General features: G+C 65.9%; 18 protein-coding genes. 6 read left to right on the top strand and 12 right to left on the bottom strand.

The genetic code is table 11. From position 1 onward, the window contains the following. Nucleotides 1–163: 163 nt before the first annotated feature. Entirely contained in the window at nt 164–667 is a 504-nt protein-coding gene (locus tag GAK28_RS04280; protein WP_343161840.1) for a C13 family peptidase, read from the top strand. Nucleotides 668–797: 130 nt separating this feature from the next. On the opposite strand, the gene GAK28_RS04275 is transcribed toward GAK28_RS04280, so the two are convergent. The 3 genes from GAK28_RS04275 to GAK28_RS04265 are packed head-to-tail and all read right to left on the bottom strand — an operon-like array spanning nt 798 to nt 3,772. Beyond that, nucleotides 798–1,601, bottom strand: coding sequence for an amidohydrolase (locus tag GAK28_RS04275; RefSeq protein ID WP_291775509.1), 804 nt, complete (start codon nt 1,599–1,601; stop codon nt 798–800). Further along, entirely contained in the window at nt 1,589–2,734 is a 1,146-nt protein-coding gene (locus GAK28_RS04270; RefSeq protein ID WP_291775507.1) for a pyridoxal phosphate-dependent aminotransferase, read from the bottom strand. The genes GAK28_RS04275 and GAK28_RS04270 overlap by 13 nt, the downstream gene beginning before the upstream one ends. A 9-nt stretch (nt 2,735–2,743) precedes the next feature. Beyond that, on the bottom strand, nt 2,744–3,772 hold the full coding sequence (locus GAK28_RS04265) for a LysR substrate-binding domain-containing protein (RefSeq protein ID WP_291775504.1): 1,029 nt from the start codon (nt 3,770–3,772) through the stop codon (nt 2,744–2,746). Between the two features lie 124 nt (nt 3,773–3,896). On the opposite strand from GAK28_RS04265, the gene GAK28_RS04260 reads away from it, so the two are divergent. Further along, complete coding sequence (locus tag GAK28_RS04260) at nt 3,897–4,481, top strand: FMN-dependent NADH-azoreductase (RefSeq protein ID WP_291775501.1); 585 nt, start codon at nt 3,897–3,899, stop codon at nt 4,479–4,481. A gap of 288 nt (nt 4,482–4,769) precedes the next feature. On the opposite strand, the gene GAK28_RS04255 is transcribed toward GAK28_RS04260, so the two are convergent. From GAK28_RS04255 to GAK28_RS04225, 7 genes are all read right to left on the bottom strand, one after another. Then, complete coding sequence (locus GAK28_RS04255) at nt 4,770–4,916, bottom strand: hypothetical protein (protein ID WP_291775498.1); 147 nt, start codon at nt 4,914–4,916, stop codon at nt 4,770–4,772. 14 nt (nt 4,917–4,930) lie between these two features. Further along, a complete protein-coding gene (locus GAK28_RS04250; RefSeq protein WP_291775495.1) occupies nt 4,931–5,107 on the bottom strand; it encodes a hypothetical protein in 177 nt (58 codons plus the stop codon). A gap of 36 nt (nt 5,108–5,143) precedes the next feature. After that, nucleotides 5,144–5,938, bottom strand: a complete 795-nt coding sequence (locus GAK28_RS04245; RefSeq protein ID WP_291775491.1) for a ribonuclease H-like domain-containing protein — start codon at nt 5,936–5,938, stop codon at nt 5,144–5,146. A gap of 95 nt (nt 5,939–6,033) precedes the next feature. Further along, nucleotides 6,034–8,451, bottom strand: coding sequence for a DEAD/DEAH box helicase (locus tag GAK28_RS04240; protein WP_291775488.1), 2,418 nt, complete (start codon nt 8,449–8,451; stop codon nt 6,034–6,036). A 46-nt stretch (nt 8,452–8,497) separates the two neighbouring features. Further along, nucleotides 8,498–8,737: a hypothetical protein gene (locus tag GAK28_RS04235; RefSeq protein WP_291775485.1), complete on the bottom strand. Its 240-nt coding sequence runs from the start codon at nt 8,735–8,737 to the stop codon at nt 8,498–8,500. Between the two features lie 97 nt (nt 8,738–8,834). Continuing rightward, nucleotides 8,835–9,074 (bottom strand): hypothetical protein, encoded by a 240-nt coding sequence (locus tag GAK28_RS04230; protein WP_291775482.1) that lies wholly within the window; start codon nt 9,072–9,074, stop codon nt 8,835–8,837. Between the two features lie 72 nt (nt 9,075–9,146). Next, nucleotides 9,147–9,551 (bottom strand): hypothetical protein, encoded by a 405-nt coding sequence (locus tag GAK28_RS04225; RefSeq protein ID WP_291775479.1) that lies wholly within the window; start codon nt 9,549–9,551, stop codon nt 9,147–9,149. Between the two features lie 132 nt (nt 9,552–9,683). Between GAK28_RS04225 and GAK28_RS04220 the strand changes: the two genes are divergently transcribed. After that, nucleotides 9,684–10,088, top strand: coding sequence for a hypothetical protein (locus GAK28_RS04220; protein WP_291775477.1), 405 nt, complete (start codon nt 9,684–9,686; stop codon nt 10,086–10,088). A 39-nt stretch (nt 10,089–10,127) separates the two neighbouring features. Continuing rightward, the gene (locus tag GAK28_RS04215; protein WP_291775474.1) at nt 10,128–10,514 is read left to right on the top strand and encodes a hypothetical protein; all 387 of its coding nucleotides are present in this window, start codon (nt 10,128–10,130) and stop codon (nt 10,512–10,514) included. A gap of 8 nt (nt 10,515–10,522) precedes the next feature. On the opposite strand, the gene GAK28_RS04210 is transcribed toward GAK28_RS04215, so the two are convergent. Together GAK28_RS04210 and GAK28_RS04205 are read right to left on the bottom strand one after the other, a co-directional pair. Further along, complete coding sequence (locus GAK28_RS04210) at nt 10,523–10,858, bottom strand: hypothetical protein (protein WP_291775471.1); 336 nt, start codon at nt 10,856–10,858, stop codon at nt 10,523–10,525. Nucleotides 10,859–10,913: 55 nt separating this feature from the next. Continuing rightward, complete coding sequence (locus tag GAK28_RS04205; protein ID WP_291775468.1) at nt 10,914–11,684, bottom strand: murein L,D-transpeptidase catalytic domain family protein; 771 nt, start codon at nt 11,682–11,684, stop codon at nt 10,914–10,916. Nucleotides 11,685–11,770: 86 nt separating this feature from the next. Here GAK28_RS04205 and GAK28_RS04200 point away from each other — a divergent pair, with 86 nt between their 5' ends. Both GAK28_RS04200 and GAK28_RS04195 read left to right on the top strand, forming a co-directional pair. Further along, a complete protein-coding gene (locus GAK28_RS04200; RefSeq protein WP_291775465.1) occupies nt 11,771–13,507 on the top strand; it encodes a L,D-transpeptidase family protein in 1,737 nt (578 codons plus the stop codon). A gap of 146 nt (nt 13,508–13,653) precedes the next feature. Continuing rightward, nucleotides 13,654–14,382: a 2OG-Fe dioxygenase family protein gene (locus tag GAK28_RS04195; protein WP_291775462.1), complete on the top strand. Its 729-nt coding sequence runs from the start codon at nt 13,654–13,656 to the stop codon at nt 14,380–14,382. Nucleotides 14,383–14,407: the final 25 nt, after the last annotated feature.

Here is a 14,407-nt window from a genome sequence, read left to right as displayed (position 1 = left end):
TGCCTGCTGCCTGAACTCCAGGCTGAACTCCTGCCCCTTTCTGCCTGCCTTGCTCTTGGTCATCGTCCACCTCCTATTGCGATAGTTAATCGCTTATAGGGGTGTCCGTGAAACGGGGGCAAGATCAAACCTCGAGGGCGCGCTCGACGGTCTTGCGCACGTGATGGATCCCCGTGAGGACATCCTTTTCGTCTACCTCGCCACGCATGGCGGCAGCGATCATTCGCTACTGGTCGACATGGACCCGATTCCGCTCGACCAGTTGGATGTCGACGGCCTCACCGATATCCTCGCCAAGCGCCCGTTCCGCTGGAAGGTCGTGGTGGTGAACGCCTGCTATTCCGGTGGATTCGTGCCCAAGCTGCAGGGCCCAGGCACGTTGGTGCTCACCTCGGCGCGCACCGACCGCACCTCGTTCGGCTGCGGTGCCGATTCGGACATCACCTATTTCGGTCACGCATGGCTGGTGGATGGCCTCAATGCCACGCCGGATTTCGTCGCCGCCTTCCGCAAGGCCGCGGGCGAAATCGCTGAGTGGGAAAAGCGTGATGCCGTAACGCCCTCCGAGCCGCAGATCGCGATCGGCCAGGGTATCGAAGACAAGCTGGCGGCCTGGCGAAAGGTTGCCAAAATCGGGCCCGTACTGCCCTTCCAGCCAGCCAAGTAACTACCGCCACCTCTGTAGGAGCGCGCTTGCGCGCGATCCCGCGACAGCGGGCAACCTGGCCGCTACGCGGGATCGCGCGCAAGCGCGCTCCTACAAGGGTGGGTGAGTCGCGCCTCCTACCGAAGGGGCGTCAGGCCTGGAGGTCCAGCGCGAAGCGGTCTGCGTCCATCCACGCCGGGAAGCGCTCGCGGTGGGCGAGCAGCGGCGCCGGATCGAGCGTCACCGTGACCACCTGCTCCTGCGGTCCCAGTTCGATCAGCGGTTCACCGACCGGATCGATGATGGCGCTGTCGCCCGCGTAAGGGTGATTGTTGCCATCCACGCCGACGCGGTTCACGCCGATCACATAGGACAGGTTCTCGATGGCCCGGGCGCGCAGCAGCGTGCGCCAGGGCTGACGGCGCGGTGACGGCCAGTTGGCCACGAACAGCGCGAGGTCGTAGTCCATGCCACCCGCGGCGTCTTCCTTGCGACCGTTGCGCAGCCAGACCGGGAAGCGCAGGTCGTAGCAGACCTGCGGCAGGATGCGCCAACCCTTCAGCTCCACGATGAGCCGCTCGCTGCCACCACCATAACGGGTGTGCTCGCCGGCCATGCGGAACAGGTGGCGCTTGTCGTAATACGCAAGCTCCCCGTTGGGCGATGCCCAGACGAGACGGTTGTACACGGTGTCGCCTTCGCGGATCACCAGGCTGCCGGTGAGCGTGGCGCCGACCTCGGCCGCCAGCGCGCGGAACCAAGCCACGCCTTCGCCATCCATCGTCTCGGCGTTGCCGAGCGTGTCGTTGGTGAAGCCGGAGAGGAAGGTCTCCGGCAACACGATGAGATCGCTCTTCGGCGCGTTGCGTACGAGGCGCCCGTAGTACTCACGATTGCCCGGGGCATCGTGCCAGAGCGTGGCGCCCTGGATGAGGGAGACGGTCAGAGTTTGCACAGCAGCTCCGCGGCGGCTTCCATGGTGGCGTCGTTCTTGGCGAAGCAGAGGCGCACAAGGCGCGTGTCTGGCGCCGTCTCGTAGAACGGGCTGAGCGGAATCGCGGCGACACCGCCCTCGCGAACCAGCCACTCGCTGAAGTTGATGTCGTCGACATCGCGGATGGCGCTGTAGTCGACGAGTTGGAAGTAACCGCCCGGCACATCGAGCAGCTTCAGGCGCGACGGTGCCAGCAGCTTACGGAAGCTGTCGCGCTTGGCCTGGTAGAAGGCGGGCAGTTCCAGGTAGTGCTCCGGGGAGGACTCAAGGAACTCGGCGAACGCCCACTGCGCCGGATTGAAGGTGCAGAAGGTGAGGTACTGGTGCACCTTGCGGAATTCGGCGGTGAGCGCCTTGGGCGCCACGGCGTAGCCGACCTTCCAGCCGGTGCAGTGGTAGGTCTTGCCGAACGACGAGACGACGATGCTGCGCTCGGCCAATTCCTTGTGGCGCAGCACGCTCTGGTGCTCGGCGCCGTCGAACACGATGTGCTCGTAGACCTCGTCGGACAGCACCACGATGTTCGTGTCGCGCACAATGGTGGCCAGTTCGTCGAGATCGGCGCGGGTCAGCACGGCGCCCGACGGATTGTGCGGCGAGTTGATCAGGATTACGCGCGTCTTCGGCGTGATCGCATCGCGCACGCGCTGCCAGTCGATGGCGAAGGCCGGCAACGTGAGCGGAATATGCACGGCGGTGGCGCCCTGCAATTCGATGGCGGGCTCGTAGCTGTCGTAGCATGGGTCGAAGACGATCACCTCGTCGCCGGCACGGACCACCGCCGCGATGGCCGAGAACAAGGCTTCCGTGGCACCGGAGGTGACGGTGACCTCGGTATCCGGGCTGACGCGATGGCCGTACAGACGCTCCGTCTTCAGCGCGATCTGCTCGCGCAGCTTCGCGATGCCGACACCGGGGGCGTACTGGTTCTTGCCTTCGGCCATGGCGCGGGTGATGGCCTCGCGCAGTGCTTCCGGCGGTTCGAAATCCGGGAAGCCCTGGCCGAGGTTGACCGCCTTGTGCTCCAGCGCGAGCTGGCTCATGACGCTGAAAATGGTCGTGCCGACCTTGGGGAGCTTGGTTTCGAGTTGCATCGAACGCCTTTATTCGTTTGGACGGCCAAACGCCGCCGGATGGTCCGATCCTAACATGCGGGCTAGCTTGATCGCGCCCGCGTCCTGCGGCTGCCGGCCAAGGCGGTCGCAGTCCTTGTGAAACTCGGCCTGGGCCTTGGGCAGGCGCTCGGCCAGGAAGTCAACGAAGCTGCGCACCGCCGGCAGCAGGCCGCGTCGGCTGGGGTAGACGAAATGCAGGGTGCCTTGCGCGGTGGTGTACTCGGGCAGCACCCATTCGAGGATGCCGTTGGCGATCATCGGGGCGCAGAAATCTTCCGGAATCAGCGCCACGCCGCAGCACTGCACGGCCGCCGAGATCAGCACGGAGAAATCGCCGCTGACCAGGCGTGGCTTCACTTCCACGGCGGCCTTCTTGCCGCTGGCGTCCACCAGCTCCCAGACCTGCGCGCCTTCGTGCTCGTACATCGACAGCGCGGGCAGGAGCGCAAGTTCTTCCAGGGTCTTCGGGCGACCGTTGCTGTCGAGGAACTTGGGGCTGGCGACCAGCAGGTTGCGCGCGTAGCCGATGCTGCGCAGGACGAGTGTCGCGTCGGTGTCGAGTTTTTCACGCACGCGGATGGCGACGTCGTAACCCTCGCCGATCAGGTCCACGCGGCGATTGGTGGCGGTCATGCGGATCTGCACCTTCGGATGCTCGAGCATGAAGGCAGGCAGCATCGGGCCGAGGACGTTCTGCGCGAGCGAGATTGGGCAGCTCACGCGGACGACGCCGCGGGGCTCGGTGCGTAGTTCGTCGACCGCGTCCTGGGCTGCCCTCGCCTCTTCCAGCACCGCTCGGCAGTGCGCGTAGAAGCGTTCGCCGATCTCCGTCACCACGAAACGCCGCGTGGTGCGCTGGAGCAGGCGGACGCCGAGGCGATCCTCCAACTGCGCGATGCGCTTGGACAGACGTGACTTGGGTACGCCCAATGCCCGGCCGGCGGCCGAGAAACCGCCGTGCTCGACGACGGAGGCGAAGAAGTACAAGTCGTTCAGGTCCTGGAGGGCGCCTTCCATCGGATGTCCTGGTCGTTTCTGTCTGGAAACAATCAGTCTACCGCAAGCCGACTAATCACGGGATTGTTGCCGGCGTATCGTCTCCTCTATCCCGCCAACGCGGTCCCGACAGAGGTCTAACCCCATGAAACTCCTGCATATCGATGCCAGTGCCCTGGGCGCCTATTCCGTGTCGCGCGGCCTGACTTCGGCCATCGTCGCCGAGTTCACCCGGAACCATCCGGGCCTCGAGGTCACCTACCGCGACCTCCACGCCACCCCGCTCGGCCACTGGGCCCTGCCCGCCGGCGAGAACGATCCTGCCGCTGCCGAAAGCGACGCGGTGATGGAAGAATTCCTGGCGGCGGATGTCGTCGTCATCGGCGCCCCGATGTACAACTTCTCGATCAGCAGCTCGCTGAAGGCCTGGATCGACCGTATCGCAGTCGCTGGCAAGACCTTCCGCTACACCGCCGCCGGCCCCGAAGGCCTCGCGGGCGGCAAGCGCGTGATCATCGCATCGTCGCGCGGTGGCATCTACGCCGACGGCACCCCGGCAGCGGCCATGGACTTCCAGGAACCGTACCTGCGCGCCGTGCTCGGCTTCCTCGGCGTCACCGATGTGGAATTCGTCCGCGCCGAGGGCGTGTCGCGCGGTGACGAGCAGAAGACTGCCGCCATCGGTAACGCCGTGGCCGGCATCAGCGGGCTGTTGCGCAAAGCAGCCTGAGGCCAAGGCCACACAACCATGTAGGAGCGAGCTTGCTCGCGATCCGAGGGCGCGAAAACCTCTCGCATAACGAATCGCATTGCATCAGTCGCGATAGCGATCCTGAGGGGTCGCGGGCAAGCCCGCTCCTACAAATGCCCGTGAGGCAAGTTTGCCTACGCCTGTAGGAGCGAGCTTGCTCGCGATTCGAGGTCGCGAAAGCCTCTCGCACAACGAATCGCATTGCATCAGTCGCGATAGCGATCCTGAGGGGTCGCGGGCAAGCCCGCTCCTACAGATGCCGGAACCTCAGCCGTTTTGCTTACCTGGCTTGTCTTTCGGCATGTTCTGGTGCTCTTTCGGATGTCCCTCGCCCGGCACCTTTGGCTTGCCGTGCGAGGGCTTCGGGTTGTCTTCCTTGTAGCCCGGGGTGTCCTGCTTGCCGTCGTTGGTCATGGCCGTGCTTCCGATCAGTGATGATGATGGAGCTGCTGGCAGGCGGCGTGGCCGCATTCGCACGTCGAGCCCACGTTCTGTTCTTCCGCCGCCATGCGGCAGGCCTCGTTGCAGTAGTCCCGCGAGATGGGAATCTGGCAGCCGCAACCGTCGTGATCGCAAGGCTTGGTCAACGTGCTCTGCTCGTTCATGCCTCATGCCTCCTCGACACCGCGTCGATGCGTGGGTCAGCCTGCGCGCGCTGGCGTGGAGATTTCGTTACCGGGCGGCGAAGACGCCATGTCGAGGGCCGCCCAGCCATGGGCTTCCACCAACAGTGCGCTGAGGCTGCGCACGTCCTGCAGGTTGTGCGCCGCCACGCGCACCAGATCCGTCGATGAGCCCCCTCGCAGGTAATCGAGCCAGGCACGTGGCGCCTCCGATCCCGGCAGGTCGTCTTCACGGACAATGCGCAGAAGATGCCGCTCGGCCGTCTGCATGCGACAGTTTTCCCACACCTGCCGATAGCGTCGACGCATCGGATGAAGCAGATCGACATGCACGAGCCCCACCAGTGGGTTGGTGATGCGTGCCAGGCGAAACCGTGTCGCCAGCAGCGGTGCGTCGTAGGATTTTCCGTTGTAGCTCACCAGCACCGTATCGTCGTCGACCCACCCGGCGAACGTGCGCAGCATGCTGGTTTCCGCCGCCATGGTCGTCATGTACAACTGGCGTACGCGGAGACGATCGTCCCGCCAGTCCGCGACGCCGATCATGAAGGCTCGCGTTCCGGTGCCCCCGGCAAGACCCGTGGTTTCCGTGTCGAAATGCATGAGCTGCCCACGGTGCGCCTGCGTGAGCCGGGCAAAGGTCAGGTCGAAGACCTCGGGAGCCTCCGGCCATGCGAAAGATTGCTCGAGGTAACGCAGCCCCGGCGCGATCTCCTCGCCCGGCACCTCGCGTTCCACGGCGCGCGCGGGTGTGCGTGGCAAGCCGAGCCGCGCCCGCACGCCGGCCATGCGTCGTAACGCGTCGAGATCCACGGACGCCTTCGGTGGCGCAACGGGTCTTACAGGACGCCCTCCGATCGGCGCCCCCGCCTGCCGACGGAGCGCCGCTAGTTTCGAGGCGAGATCGCTCACCCTTCCGCCCCCAGCAGTTCCAGCACCTTCACCGTGAGAGCCCTGGGCGTTTCCTGCCGATGTTCGTCGGCCGCGAGGACCGGCCCTACGCACGCGGGACAACCGGCCTTGCACTCGCATCCACGCACCGTCTCCAGCGCGCTGCGCACGAGTTCCCGCGCGCGAACGAACAATGGCTCACTCAGGCCCACGCCACCTGGGAAGTTGTCGTAGAGATACACCGTCGGCAGGAAACGCTCGAGCATGTCGGGCGAGGCGAGGCCGCCATCGGCCGCACGCAACTGTCCACGGCCTGCCGTATCCACCTGTGCCGACCAGCCGCCATCGCCAGAGCCGACGGCCTTCTGCAGATCGCGAGGCTCCGCCATCACCGCGACGACGGCGGCGACATGCAGCGCATACGCCGCACCGAGGAATCCATCCAGCGCGTGCTGGCGTGAGCGAAACACCTCGTCGAGCACCGTCTGCGGCAATTGCCACCATACCGCCGTGGTGTGCAGCTCCTGGTCCGGCAGGCTCACCGGGCCGTATCCGATGTTTTCGTGCGTGTAGTAACGGATCTTCTTGTAGCCCGACACGCGCCGGACCACGTGCACTTCACCATGGCGCGCACTGCCCTCGCCAGCCCGCGTGCCATCGAAGCATTCCAGCTCCTTGAGCTTCGTGTAGTCGATGGCGTCCGTGTAGTAATCGACGCGCGTGCGCGTGCAGTAGGCCTTACGGCCATCCCAGTTCAGTTTCTCCACCTGGTACGGCACCGACTGCACCATGTGGATCGCGCCTTCGTACAACGTGAGCGCGGCGGCCGAGTAATCCACCTCGGCGATGATCGTCTGCCGGCCTTCCGTGCGGTCGACCACCACGAAATTACCGTCGGCCACCGAACGCAGGCTGACCGCGTTGGCCGGATAACTGTCGGCGATCCACTCCCAGCGATCGCCTTCGCGATGCAGCACCTCGGACTCCGCCAGCACCTGGAGGTAGGCTCCCGCATCGTCGGGACCAAAACGGTCACCATCGACGAAGGGCAGTTCGAACGCGGCGCATCGGATGTGATCGAGAAGAATCAGCGGCTGGTCGGGCTGGATGCGTGCATGCTCGGGGCTGGCCTCGGTGAGGAAGGCCGGATGGCGCATGAGGTACTGGTCGAGCGGCGCGCTGCTGGCCACCAGCACGCCCAGCGAAGGCTGCTGCCGGCGCCCTGCGCGGCCGAAGCGCTGCCACGTGGCCGCGATGGAGCCCGGATAGCCATTGAGCACCACGGCATCGAGGCTACCGATATCCACACCCAACTCCAGCGCCGAAGTGGACACGATGCCATCGACGTTGCCGGCGCGCATCTCCCGCTCCACCTCGCGTCGCTCCGTCGGCAGGTAGCCGCCGCGGTAGGCACGGATGCGCGGCGGCTTGCGCGTGTCGTGGTCGAAGACATCCTTGAGGTATTTGGTGAGCACTTCCACCATGAGCCGCGACTGCGCGAACACCAGGGTCTTCATCTTCGCCTTGATCGCCACGCGGGCGATCAGGTTGGTCTGCGACCGCGCCGACGCGCGCAATCCCAGGTCGGGATTCACCACGGGAGGGTTCCACAGCAACACGTGCTTGTCGCCGCTGGGTGCGCCGCTTTGCGTCACCGCGAACACCTCGTCCTCGATGAGGGCCTGCGCATGTTCCACCGCATTGCCGATGGTGGCGGAACACAGCACGAACTGGGGACGCACGCCATAGAACGCGCAGATACGCTTGAGCCGCCGCAGCACGTTCGCCAGGTGCGATCCGAAGACGCCGCGATACGTGTGGATCTCGTCGATGACGATGTAGCGCAGGCTCTCGAAGAACTGCGCCCACTTCGTGTGATGCGGCAGGATCGCCTGGTGCAGCATGTCCGGGTTGCTCACCACGACATCGCCATGCAGCCGGATCGCCTGACGCGCCTCGCCCGGCGTATCGCCATCGAAAGTGAAGGCTTTCACGCCAAGGTCGCCTGCCCGGTTGATCTCGAGCAGCTCGGCCACCTGATCCTGCGCCAGCGCCTTGGTCGGGAACAGGTAAAGCGCACGCGCTCCGGATTCGAGCGCGGAGGCGATCACCGGCAAGGTGTAGCAGAGTGTCTTGCCGGACGCTGTCGGCGTAGCGACCAGCACGTGTCGCCCGGCACGCGCCGCGTCCCAGGCCTCCTGCTGATGACTGTAAAGCTGCTCGATCCCACGGGCACGCAAAGCGGTGGCGAGGCCCTCAGGCAAATCTTCGGGCAAGGGCGCGAAACGCCCCTCCCTGCCGAACACCGTAAACGCCGAACAGACCCGGTCACCGTATTTCGCGCTGAGGCGCTGGGCCAGCGTCTGACCGTCGTGATGGGTCGCCAAGGCCGCGTCGGACTCGGTGGATCGCAGGGCTTTGAGGTAGGCGGCCATGGAGGCATCCGGCACGAACGGATGCGTCTTATGACCCGGGGCCGTCTCAGATCCTGCGACCAGGGCCCTCGGGCACCTCGGCGAGATGCCAGGTGCCGTCCTCGTCCTCCACCTTCAGCTCCACCGGTTCGCCGACATGGGCGCCGATGGATTCGACCAGCGAGAGCGCGTGGCGCATGGCTTCGTCCCGCGTGGCGAACTGCCCGACCAGGTCGGCGTTCCGGCGGACGTTCCACGAGCCACGAGGCGACGCGGTGAAAGGCAGGTAGAGGGTCGTGTGCGGCAAGCGTCCATCCCGGGTATCGGGCGGCATTGCCCGTAGGAGGAAGCTAGGCGGCGAATCGTGGTGGAGGCGTTACGGCGCGGTGGGCGTGGCGGTCACGTCAGCCCGGGATCGGGGCCCGGCTGTTCTCGAGCCAGTCGGCGTGCTTCACGCCGCGATCCATGGCCGCATCGACGGCGGCGCGCTCGTCGACGAACTCCTCGAGCAGGGAGATCATCACGAAATCGCGCGGACCCGCGTGGGCGGCGGGTTCGACGATATAGGCCGACTTCCAGGTGCCGCCCGCCGATTTCAGCGTACGGACTTCAACGGAGTACAGGCCAACGATGCGTCGGTGCACGATAAGGGCTCCTCTTCACGTCGCGGCGACACGTACGATCCTGCGCCACCGCGACCCTGAAAACAAGCCCTGTCAGGCTTTCGGAGCGGCCTGGGCGGCCAGTCCCTCGCCACTGGCGGGGATCGTGAAGGTACGGGTTTCGCCCTGGCCCAGGGTGGCGTCGGCGTCGAGACGCTCGGCCGAGCAGGCCCCGTGCGGCTGCACGCTGAGCTTGCGGGTACCCGACGGCACGTGCAGCACGAGCTGCTGGCCGATCTCCATGTCCGCCACGGCCTTGTCGTCGAGGTAGACGGCGCTGGAGCAACCGGCGCCCCACAGGCCCTGTTCGCGGACGATGTTCAGCGTGGCGTCGCCATCGCCCGGCGACTGGTTGGAGAAGGTGGTGCTGGAGAGCACGTCGTGGATGCCGACGTGGCGCTCGTTCTGAGTGGCGCAGCCGGCGAGCAGCACGGCACCGGCGATGACGAGGTAGCGCATGGGTTGGAACTCCTTGAAGGATGGGGAGAGCACGCGTCCGTATATGCCGAAAGACGCCACGAACGCAAGCCGCGACGTTTCCTCCACATGCTCCGGCGAAGAATCGCGCGCCCTCCCACCGCAGGATTTCCCATGGCCAGCAGAGACTGGATCGAGATCGAATCGTTCGAAGCCATCGACGACAGCGAACAGTTCGACCGCCCCGACATCCCCCGCGTGGAGGCCATCCTGAGCGGCGCGCCCGAGCGCGAATGGCAGCAGTTCTTCGCTGTCCGGGCACGTACCATGGAGCAGGCGCACCCGGGGCTACGCATGGAAATCATTGCCGATCGGCTGGGCTTTCATTCCCGTGCCGCCCATGCGGACGAGAGCTGCCGCCTGGTCCACGAGGCCGTGCTGGGCACCAACGAGGATTTCGCGGCCCAGAAGGCGGCCAAGGAAAAACGCATCCACGACCGTAACGAAGAGGTGCGCGACCTCGTCGGCCGGATCAAGAAAATCAACGCCCACTGGCCACCGGAACAGGGTAACGTCTGAGTCGCGCCGACCTGACGATCCCCCGACTAGACTGTCCGCATGAACAAGCACTCCCCTTCCCGCACGGCGCTGGTCTTCGACCGTGCGCCCATGGTCGCCGAGACCGTGGCCATGGTCCTGGACGACGCGGGCTATCAAACCCGGTTCACGGTGACCTACCGGGACGCCAAGAACGCCTTCCACGAGATGACCGACCTGAACCTGCTGGTCGTCCATGCCGACACCCCGGGCGAGCGTCGGGGCAGCGCCTTGCTACTGGCGGCGCTGCGGGAGCGGCCCGGCACGGCGATGGTGGTGGTGTCGAGCCGGCTACCCCAGGACATCACGCCGTTCCCGAAATCGGCGGTGTTCCTGGAGAAGCCCTTCAACAAGGCGCAGTTGCTGGATGCCGTGGAACGCGCCCGGGAGGCGCGTCCACGTAGCTGACGACGGCGTCAGAGGCAGGAAATCGCTTCTTCGCGGAAGCGGCCTTCGTAGTCGCCCTTGCCCTTCTGCAGTTCGTACATCACGACCTGGGCGCCGGAACCGTTGGCGGTGACTTCCAGGCGCTCGTGCTTGCCGTCATCGTTGGACGTCACAACGCCCTTGTCGTCCTTGGCGCTGCCCTTGGCGTCCTTGGAGATCGCCTGCCACTTCGGCTCGACGCACTGCACGTAGTCGGCGACGCTCTTGCCCGTCTTGCTGCTCAACTTGGGCAGGGAGTCTTTCATCCCGCTGGTGGCGCAACCGGCGATGAGGAGGCAGGCGACGGACGCAACGACGTATTTCATGCTCGGTTCCACGGTGAGGGTCCGGGGATTCTAACCCGTGGAACGGCGACTGGAATCAGATGCCCGGACGGGGGGCGACACGCGCCTCGGCCTTGGCCAGCTGGCTGCTGGTGCACTTGAGGTAGGGCGACGACGCCAGCCAGCGCTTGTCGGGATAGTAGGAGAACACCATCTGGCCGCCCTTGAGGGTGTCGATCAGCTTGTGCGCGATGGCGGTGCGCACGGCGGGGCAGCCCCAGCTACGGCCGATGCGCCCGGCGACACGCGCCATGGCTTCGTTCACATAGGCGGCGCCGTGGATGACGATCGCCCGGGCGAGCGCCTGGTCGTTGGTGCCCGGCTCCAGGCCGGTCATGCGCAGCGAGTAGCCGTTCTTGCCCATGTAGGTGTCGGACGTGCGGAACAGGCCCAGGCTGGAAGCGAGGCTTTCCGGGGCGTTGGAGAAACGGGTGGACGTGGCGTCGCCGCTGTTCTTGCCGTGGGCGACCAGTTCCTGGAACAGCAGCTTGCGCCGGACCACGTCGAAGACCCACAGGCGCGGCTGCGACGACGGCTTGGAGTAGTCGATCACCGCCAGTCGGTCGGACGGCGCGCCGCTCTGCGTCTGAGCGCATTCCGAAGCCTGCACCGCGAGATTGATGACCTTGGGGTCGGCGGAGGGAGCGAGCTTGGCCAGGGCCTCGCCGAGCGTATCGGCGGCGTGGGCGGTGGCGGGAAGGAAGATCGAGGCGCCCAGTAGCGGCGCGCAGGCGAGGAACGAACGAAACAGACGAATCATCAGGCCAGCCGAGAAAACGACATCGGTCGATCCTAACGTGCTGATCATTCCTTGACCACAATTCCGTCACATCGCAGCCTTTCATATATGTGAAAGAGCGTGCATCTCAGCGCAGAAAAAACCAGGAACGATCGATGATGTCTATGGAACAGCGATTTCGCGGCCCGCTTGCCGCCTTCGTCCTCGCGGCCGCCCTGCCCTTGGTGGCGGCCGCGCAGACACCTCCTGGCGCGGCATCCGCGGCGTCTCCCCCGCCCATCGTCGCCGTCGAGCCCGCGTCTGCCACCAGCGGCGCCTTGCCGCAGCCGCCGTCGGACGATCCCGTGGCGCAGGCGATCTACGGCCGCATCCAGCGGATGACGCCGATGCAAGGCGGCCCCCTGCCGCGTTCGGACGCCGCCCTGGGCAAGGCCATCTCCGATTTCTACGCGCAACGGCACTACACGGCGGCCTGGTCGGACGAGGAAAACGTGCGCCAGTTGCTTGCCGGCCTGGCGTCCACGGACGGCGATGGCCTGCTGCCCGAGGACTACCACCTCAGCGCGCTGAAGGCTGCCTTCTCGGCGCCCGACTGGAAAACGGCCCCGCCCGATCATCGCGCCGAGATCGAGATCGAAGCCACCGGCGCGTACATCACCGCGCTGGTCCAGCTCGCCCGGGGCAAGGTTGATCCGATGCGCCTGGACCCCGTCTGGAATTTCGACCCAGCCGCTATCGATCCCCAGCAAGGCATGTCCATGCTGGAGTCCTCTATCGAGGAACGTAGCGTCGAGCAGGCTTTCGGCATGGCCCGACCGCAGAATCCGCTCTACACGAAACTCCGCGACGCGCTGGTCCAACTGCGCGCCACTGCCGCCAATGGCGGTTGGCCCAGCGTGCCTGATGGCCCGACCTTGAAGCCGGGCATGAAGGACCCTCGGGTGGAAGCGCTGCGCGCACGGCTCGTTGCCGACGGCTATCTCGACCCGACGCTCGCCCACGGCCAGTCATTCGACAACGCGGTCACCGACGCCGTGAAGCGTTTCCAGATCGATCAGTACCTCGACACCGACGGCAGCGTCGGCGCCGACACGCTCACCGCGCTGAACGTGCCGGTGGAGGCACGCATCGGCCAGGTGCGCGTCAACCTGGAGCGCGCGCGCTGGCTGCTGCATTCGCTGCAGGGCACCTTCGTCGTGGTCGACGTGGCCGGCTACAAGATCAGCTTCTATCGCGACGGACAGCCGGTATGGCGCTCGCGCGTACAGGTCGGCAAGCCCTATCGCAGCACGCCCATCTTCCGCTCGCAGATCACCTACGTCACGTTCAATCCCACCTGGACAGTGCCGCCGACGATCCTGAAGAACGACATGCTGCCGAAGATACGGCGTAATCCGGGCTACCTCGCCGCCAACCGCATCCGCGTGCTGGACAGCGGCGGCAACACCCTTTCGCCCGCCAACGTCGACTGGGCCAACCCACGCGGCATCACGCTGCGCCAGGACGCCGGTCCCGGCAATTCGCTGGGTCAGGTGGTGATCCGCTTCCCCAATTCCTTCGCCGTATACCTGCACGATACGCCGCACCAGGAACTGTTCGCCCGGGTCAAGCGCGACACCAGTTCCGGCTGCATCCGCGTGGAACATCCGCTCGACCTGGTGCAACTGCTTTTCAACGACGACCAGAAATGGAGTCGCGAGGCGATCGACGAACGCATTGCCACGGGCAAGACGCAAAACGTCACCCTGCCGACCGCGGTGCCGGTGTTGCTGGCCTACTGGACGGTGGACATCGGCGACGACGGGAAACTCGCGTTCAAGCAGGACGTCTACCAGCGCGACGCCGGATTGCTGAAGGCGCTGGACAAGCCGCAGCCGTTGCAGGCCCCGTAGGAGCGCGCTTGCGCGCGATGGGTGCTCGCGTCGAGGCGACAACCCGGCGATATCGCGAAGCGGATCGCGCGCAAGCGCGCTCCTACAAGAGCGGGAGGCTGTTTGCCGCAGTCCCGTCGGGCCTCGCGCGGACGTATACTGCGGCGATGAACGCCCCCCTCGAAGCGACCGAAACGACCCTCCACGACCAGGTACGGGACGAGGGCTTCGCCTTCGTCCATGGCGACGACATGCGCCGGCTGTTCGAACACACCCATGCGATGTCTGACTGGCCGGCCTTCGCCGCCAGTTGGAACGCGCTGGAACCGGACACCTACCTGGCCGCCACGGGACGTTTCCGCCGTCGCCGCCACGCGGTTTACGCAAGCCGCGCCGGTCACATCGAGCGCCAGCCGCACCAGGCGCATTTCCAGACCCTGGCCTACAACACCCTCCAGGGCGACATCGCGCGCTGGTTCGAACCCGTGCTGCCCGAGATCGCGGACAGCGCCAGCATGCACGCCATCCTCGACTACTGCCGGGAATTCTTCGGCAGCCTGTCGCCGGAGATCGCCCACTGGCATATCGAGGTGCACCAGTTCCGCATCGAGGCCACCGCCGGCGCGGCCGGCGAGCCCACGCCGGAAGGCAGCCACCGCGATGGCGTCGATTACGTGCTCGTCCTGCTGGTCGATCGCGAAAACATCGCCAGCGGCACCACCACCATCCATGCACCCGACGGTCGCTCCCTGGGCGAATTCACGCTGGCCCGGCCGTTCGATGCCGCCCTGATCCACGACCCCCGGGTGTTCCACGGTGTCACCCCCGTCACCCCGCTGGATCCTGCCCTGGCATCGCACCGCGATGTGCTCGTGGTGACCTTCCGACACGCCTGATCGGCTTTTCAGGGCGAAATTCTCA

This window comes from Luteibacter sp. (genome assembly GCF_009912395.1).
Taxonomy (GTDB): domain Bacteria; phylum Pseudomonadota; class Gammaproteobacteria; order Xanthomonadales; family Rhodanobacteraceae; genus Luteibacter.
The sequence above is the reverse complement of the archived record's forward strand: the minus strand, read 5'-3'. Positions and strand labels throughout refer to the sequence as shown.

Bases quoted from the DNA above. Each gene is read 5' to 3' on its own strand.
- GAK28_RS04280 (WP_343161840.1), top strand. From the start codon at position 164: ATGGATCCCCGTGAGGACATCCTTTTCGTCTACCTCGCCACGCATGGC.
- GAK28_RS04270 (WP_291775507.1), bottom strand. From the start codon at position 2,734: ATGCAACTCGAAACCAAGCTCCCCAAGGTCGGCACGACCATTTTCAGC.
- GAK28_RS04265 (WP_291775504.1), bottom strand. From the start codon at position 3,772: ATGGAAGGCGCCCTCCAGGACCTGAACGACTTGTACTTCTTCGCCTCC.
- GAK28_RS04260 (WP_291775501.1), top strand. From the start codon at position 3,897: ATGAAACTCCTGCATATCGATGCCAGTGCCCTGGGCGCCTATTCCGTG.
- GAK28_RS04255 (WP_291775498.1), bottom strand. From the start codon at position 4,916: ATGACCAACGACGGCAAGCAGGACACCCCGGGCTACAAGGAAGACAAC.
- GAK28_RS04250 (WP_291775495.1), bottom strand. From the start codon at position 5,107: ATGAACGAGCAGAGCACGTTGACCAAGCCTTGCGATCACGACGGTTGC.
- GAK28_RS04240 (WP_291775488.1), bottom strand. From the start codon at position 8,451: ATGGCCGCCTACCTCAAAGCCCTGCGATCCACCGAGTCCGACGCGGCC.
- GAK28_RS04225 (WP_291775479.1), bottom strand. From the start codon at position 9,551: ATGCGCTACCTCGTCATCGCCGGTGCCGTGCTGCTCGCCGGCTGCGCC.
- GAK28_RS04220 (WP_291775477.1), top strand. From the start codon at position 9,684: ATGGCCAGCAGAGACTGGATCGAGATCGAATCGTTCGAAGCCATCGAC.
- GAK28_RS04215 (WP_291775474.1), top strand. From the start codon at position 10,128: ATGAACAAGCACTCCCCTTCCCGCACGGCGCTGGTCTTCGACCGTGCG.
- GAK28_RS04210 (WP_291775471.1), bottom strand. From the start codon at position 10,858: ATGAAATACGTCGTTGCGTCCGTCGCCTGCCTCCTCATCGCCGGTTGC.
- GAK28_RS04205 (WP_291775468.1), bottom strand. From the start codon at position 11,684: ATGATCAGCACGTTAGGATCGACCGATGTCGTTTTCTCGGCTGGCCTG.
- GAK28_RS04200 (WP_291775465.1), top strand. From the start codon at position 11,771: ATGATGTCTATGGAACAGCGATTTCGCGGCCCGCTTGCCGCCTTCGTC.
- GAK28_RS04195 (WP_291775462.1), top strand. From the start codon at position 13,654: ATGAACGCCCCCCTCGAAGCGACCGAAACGACCCTCCACGACCAGGTA.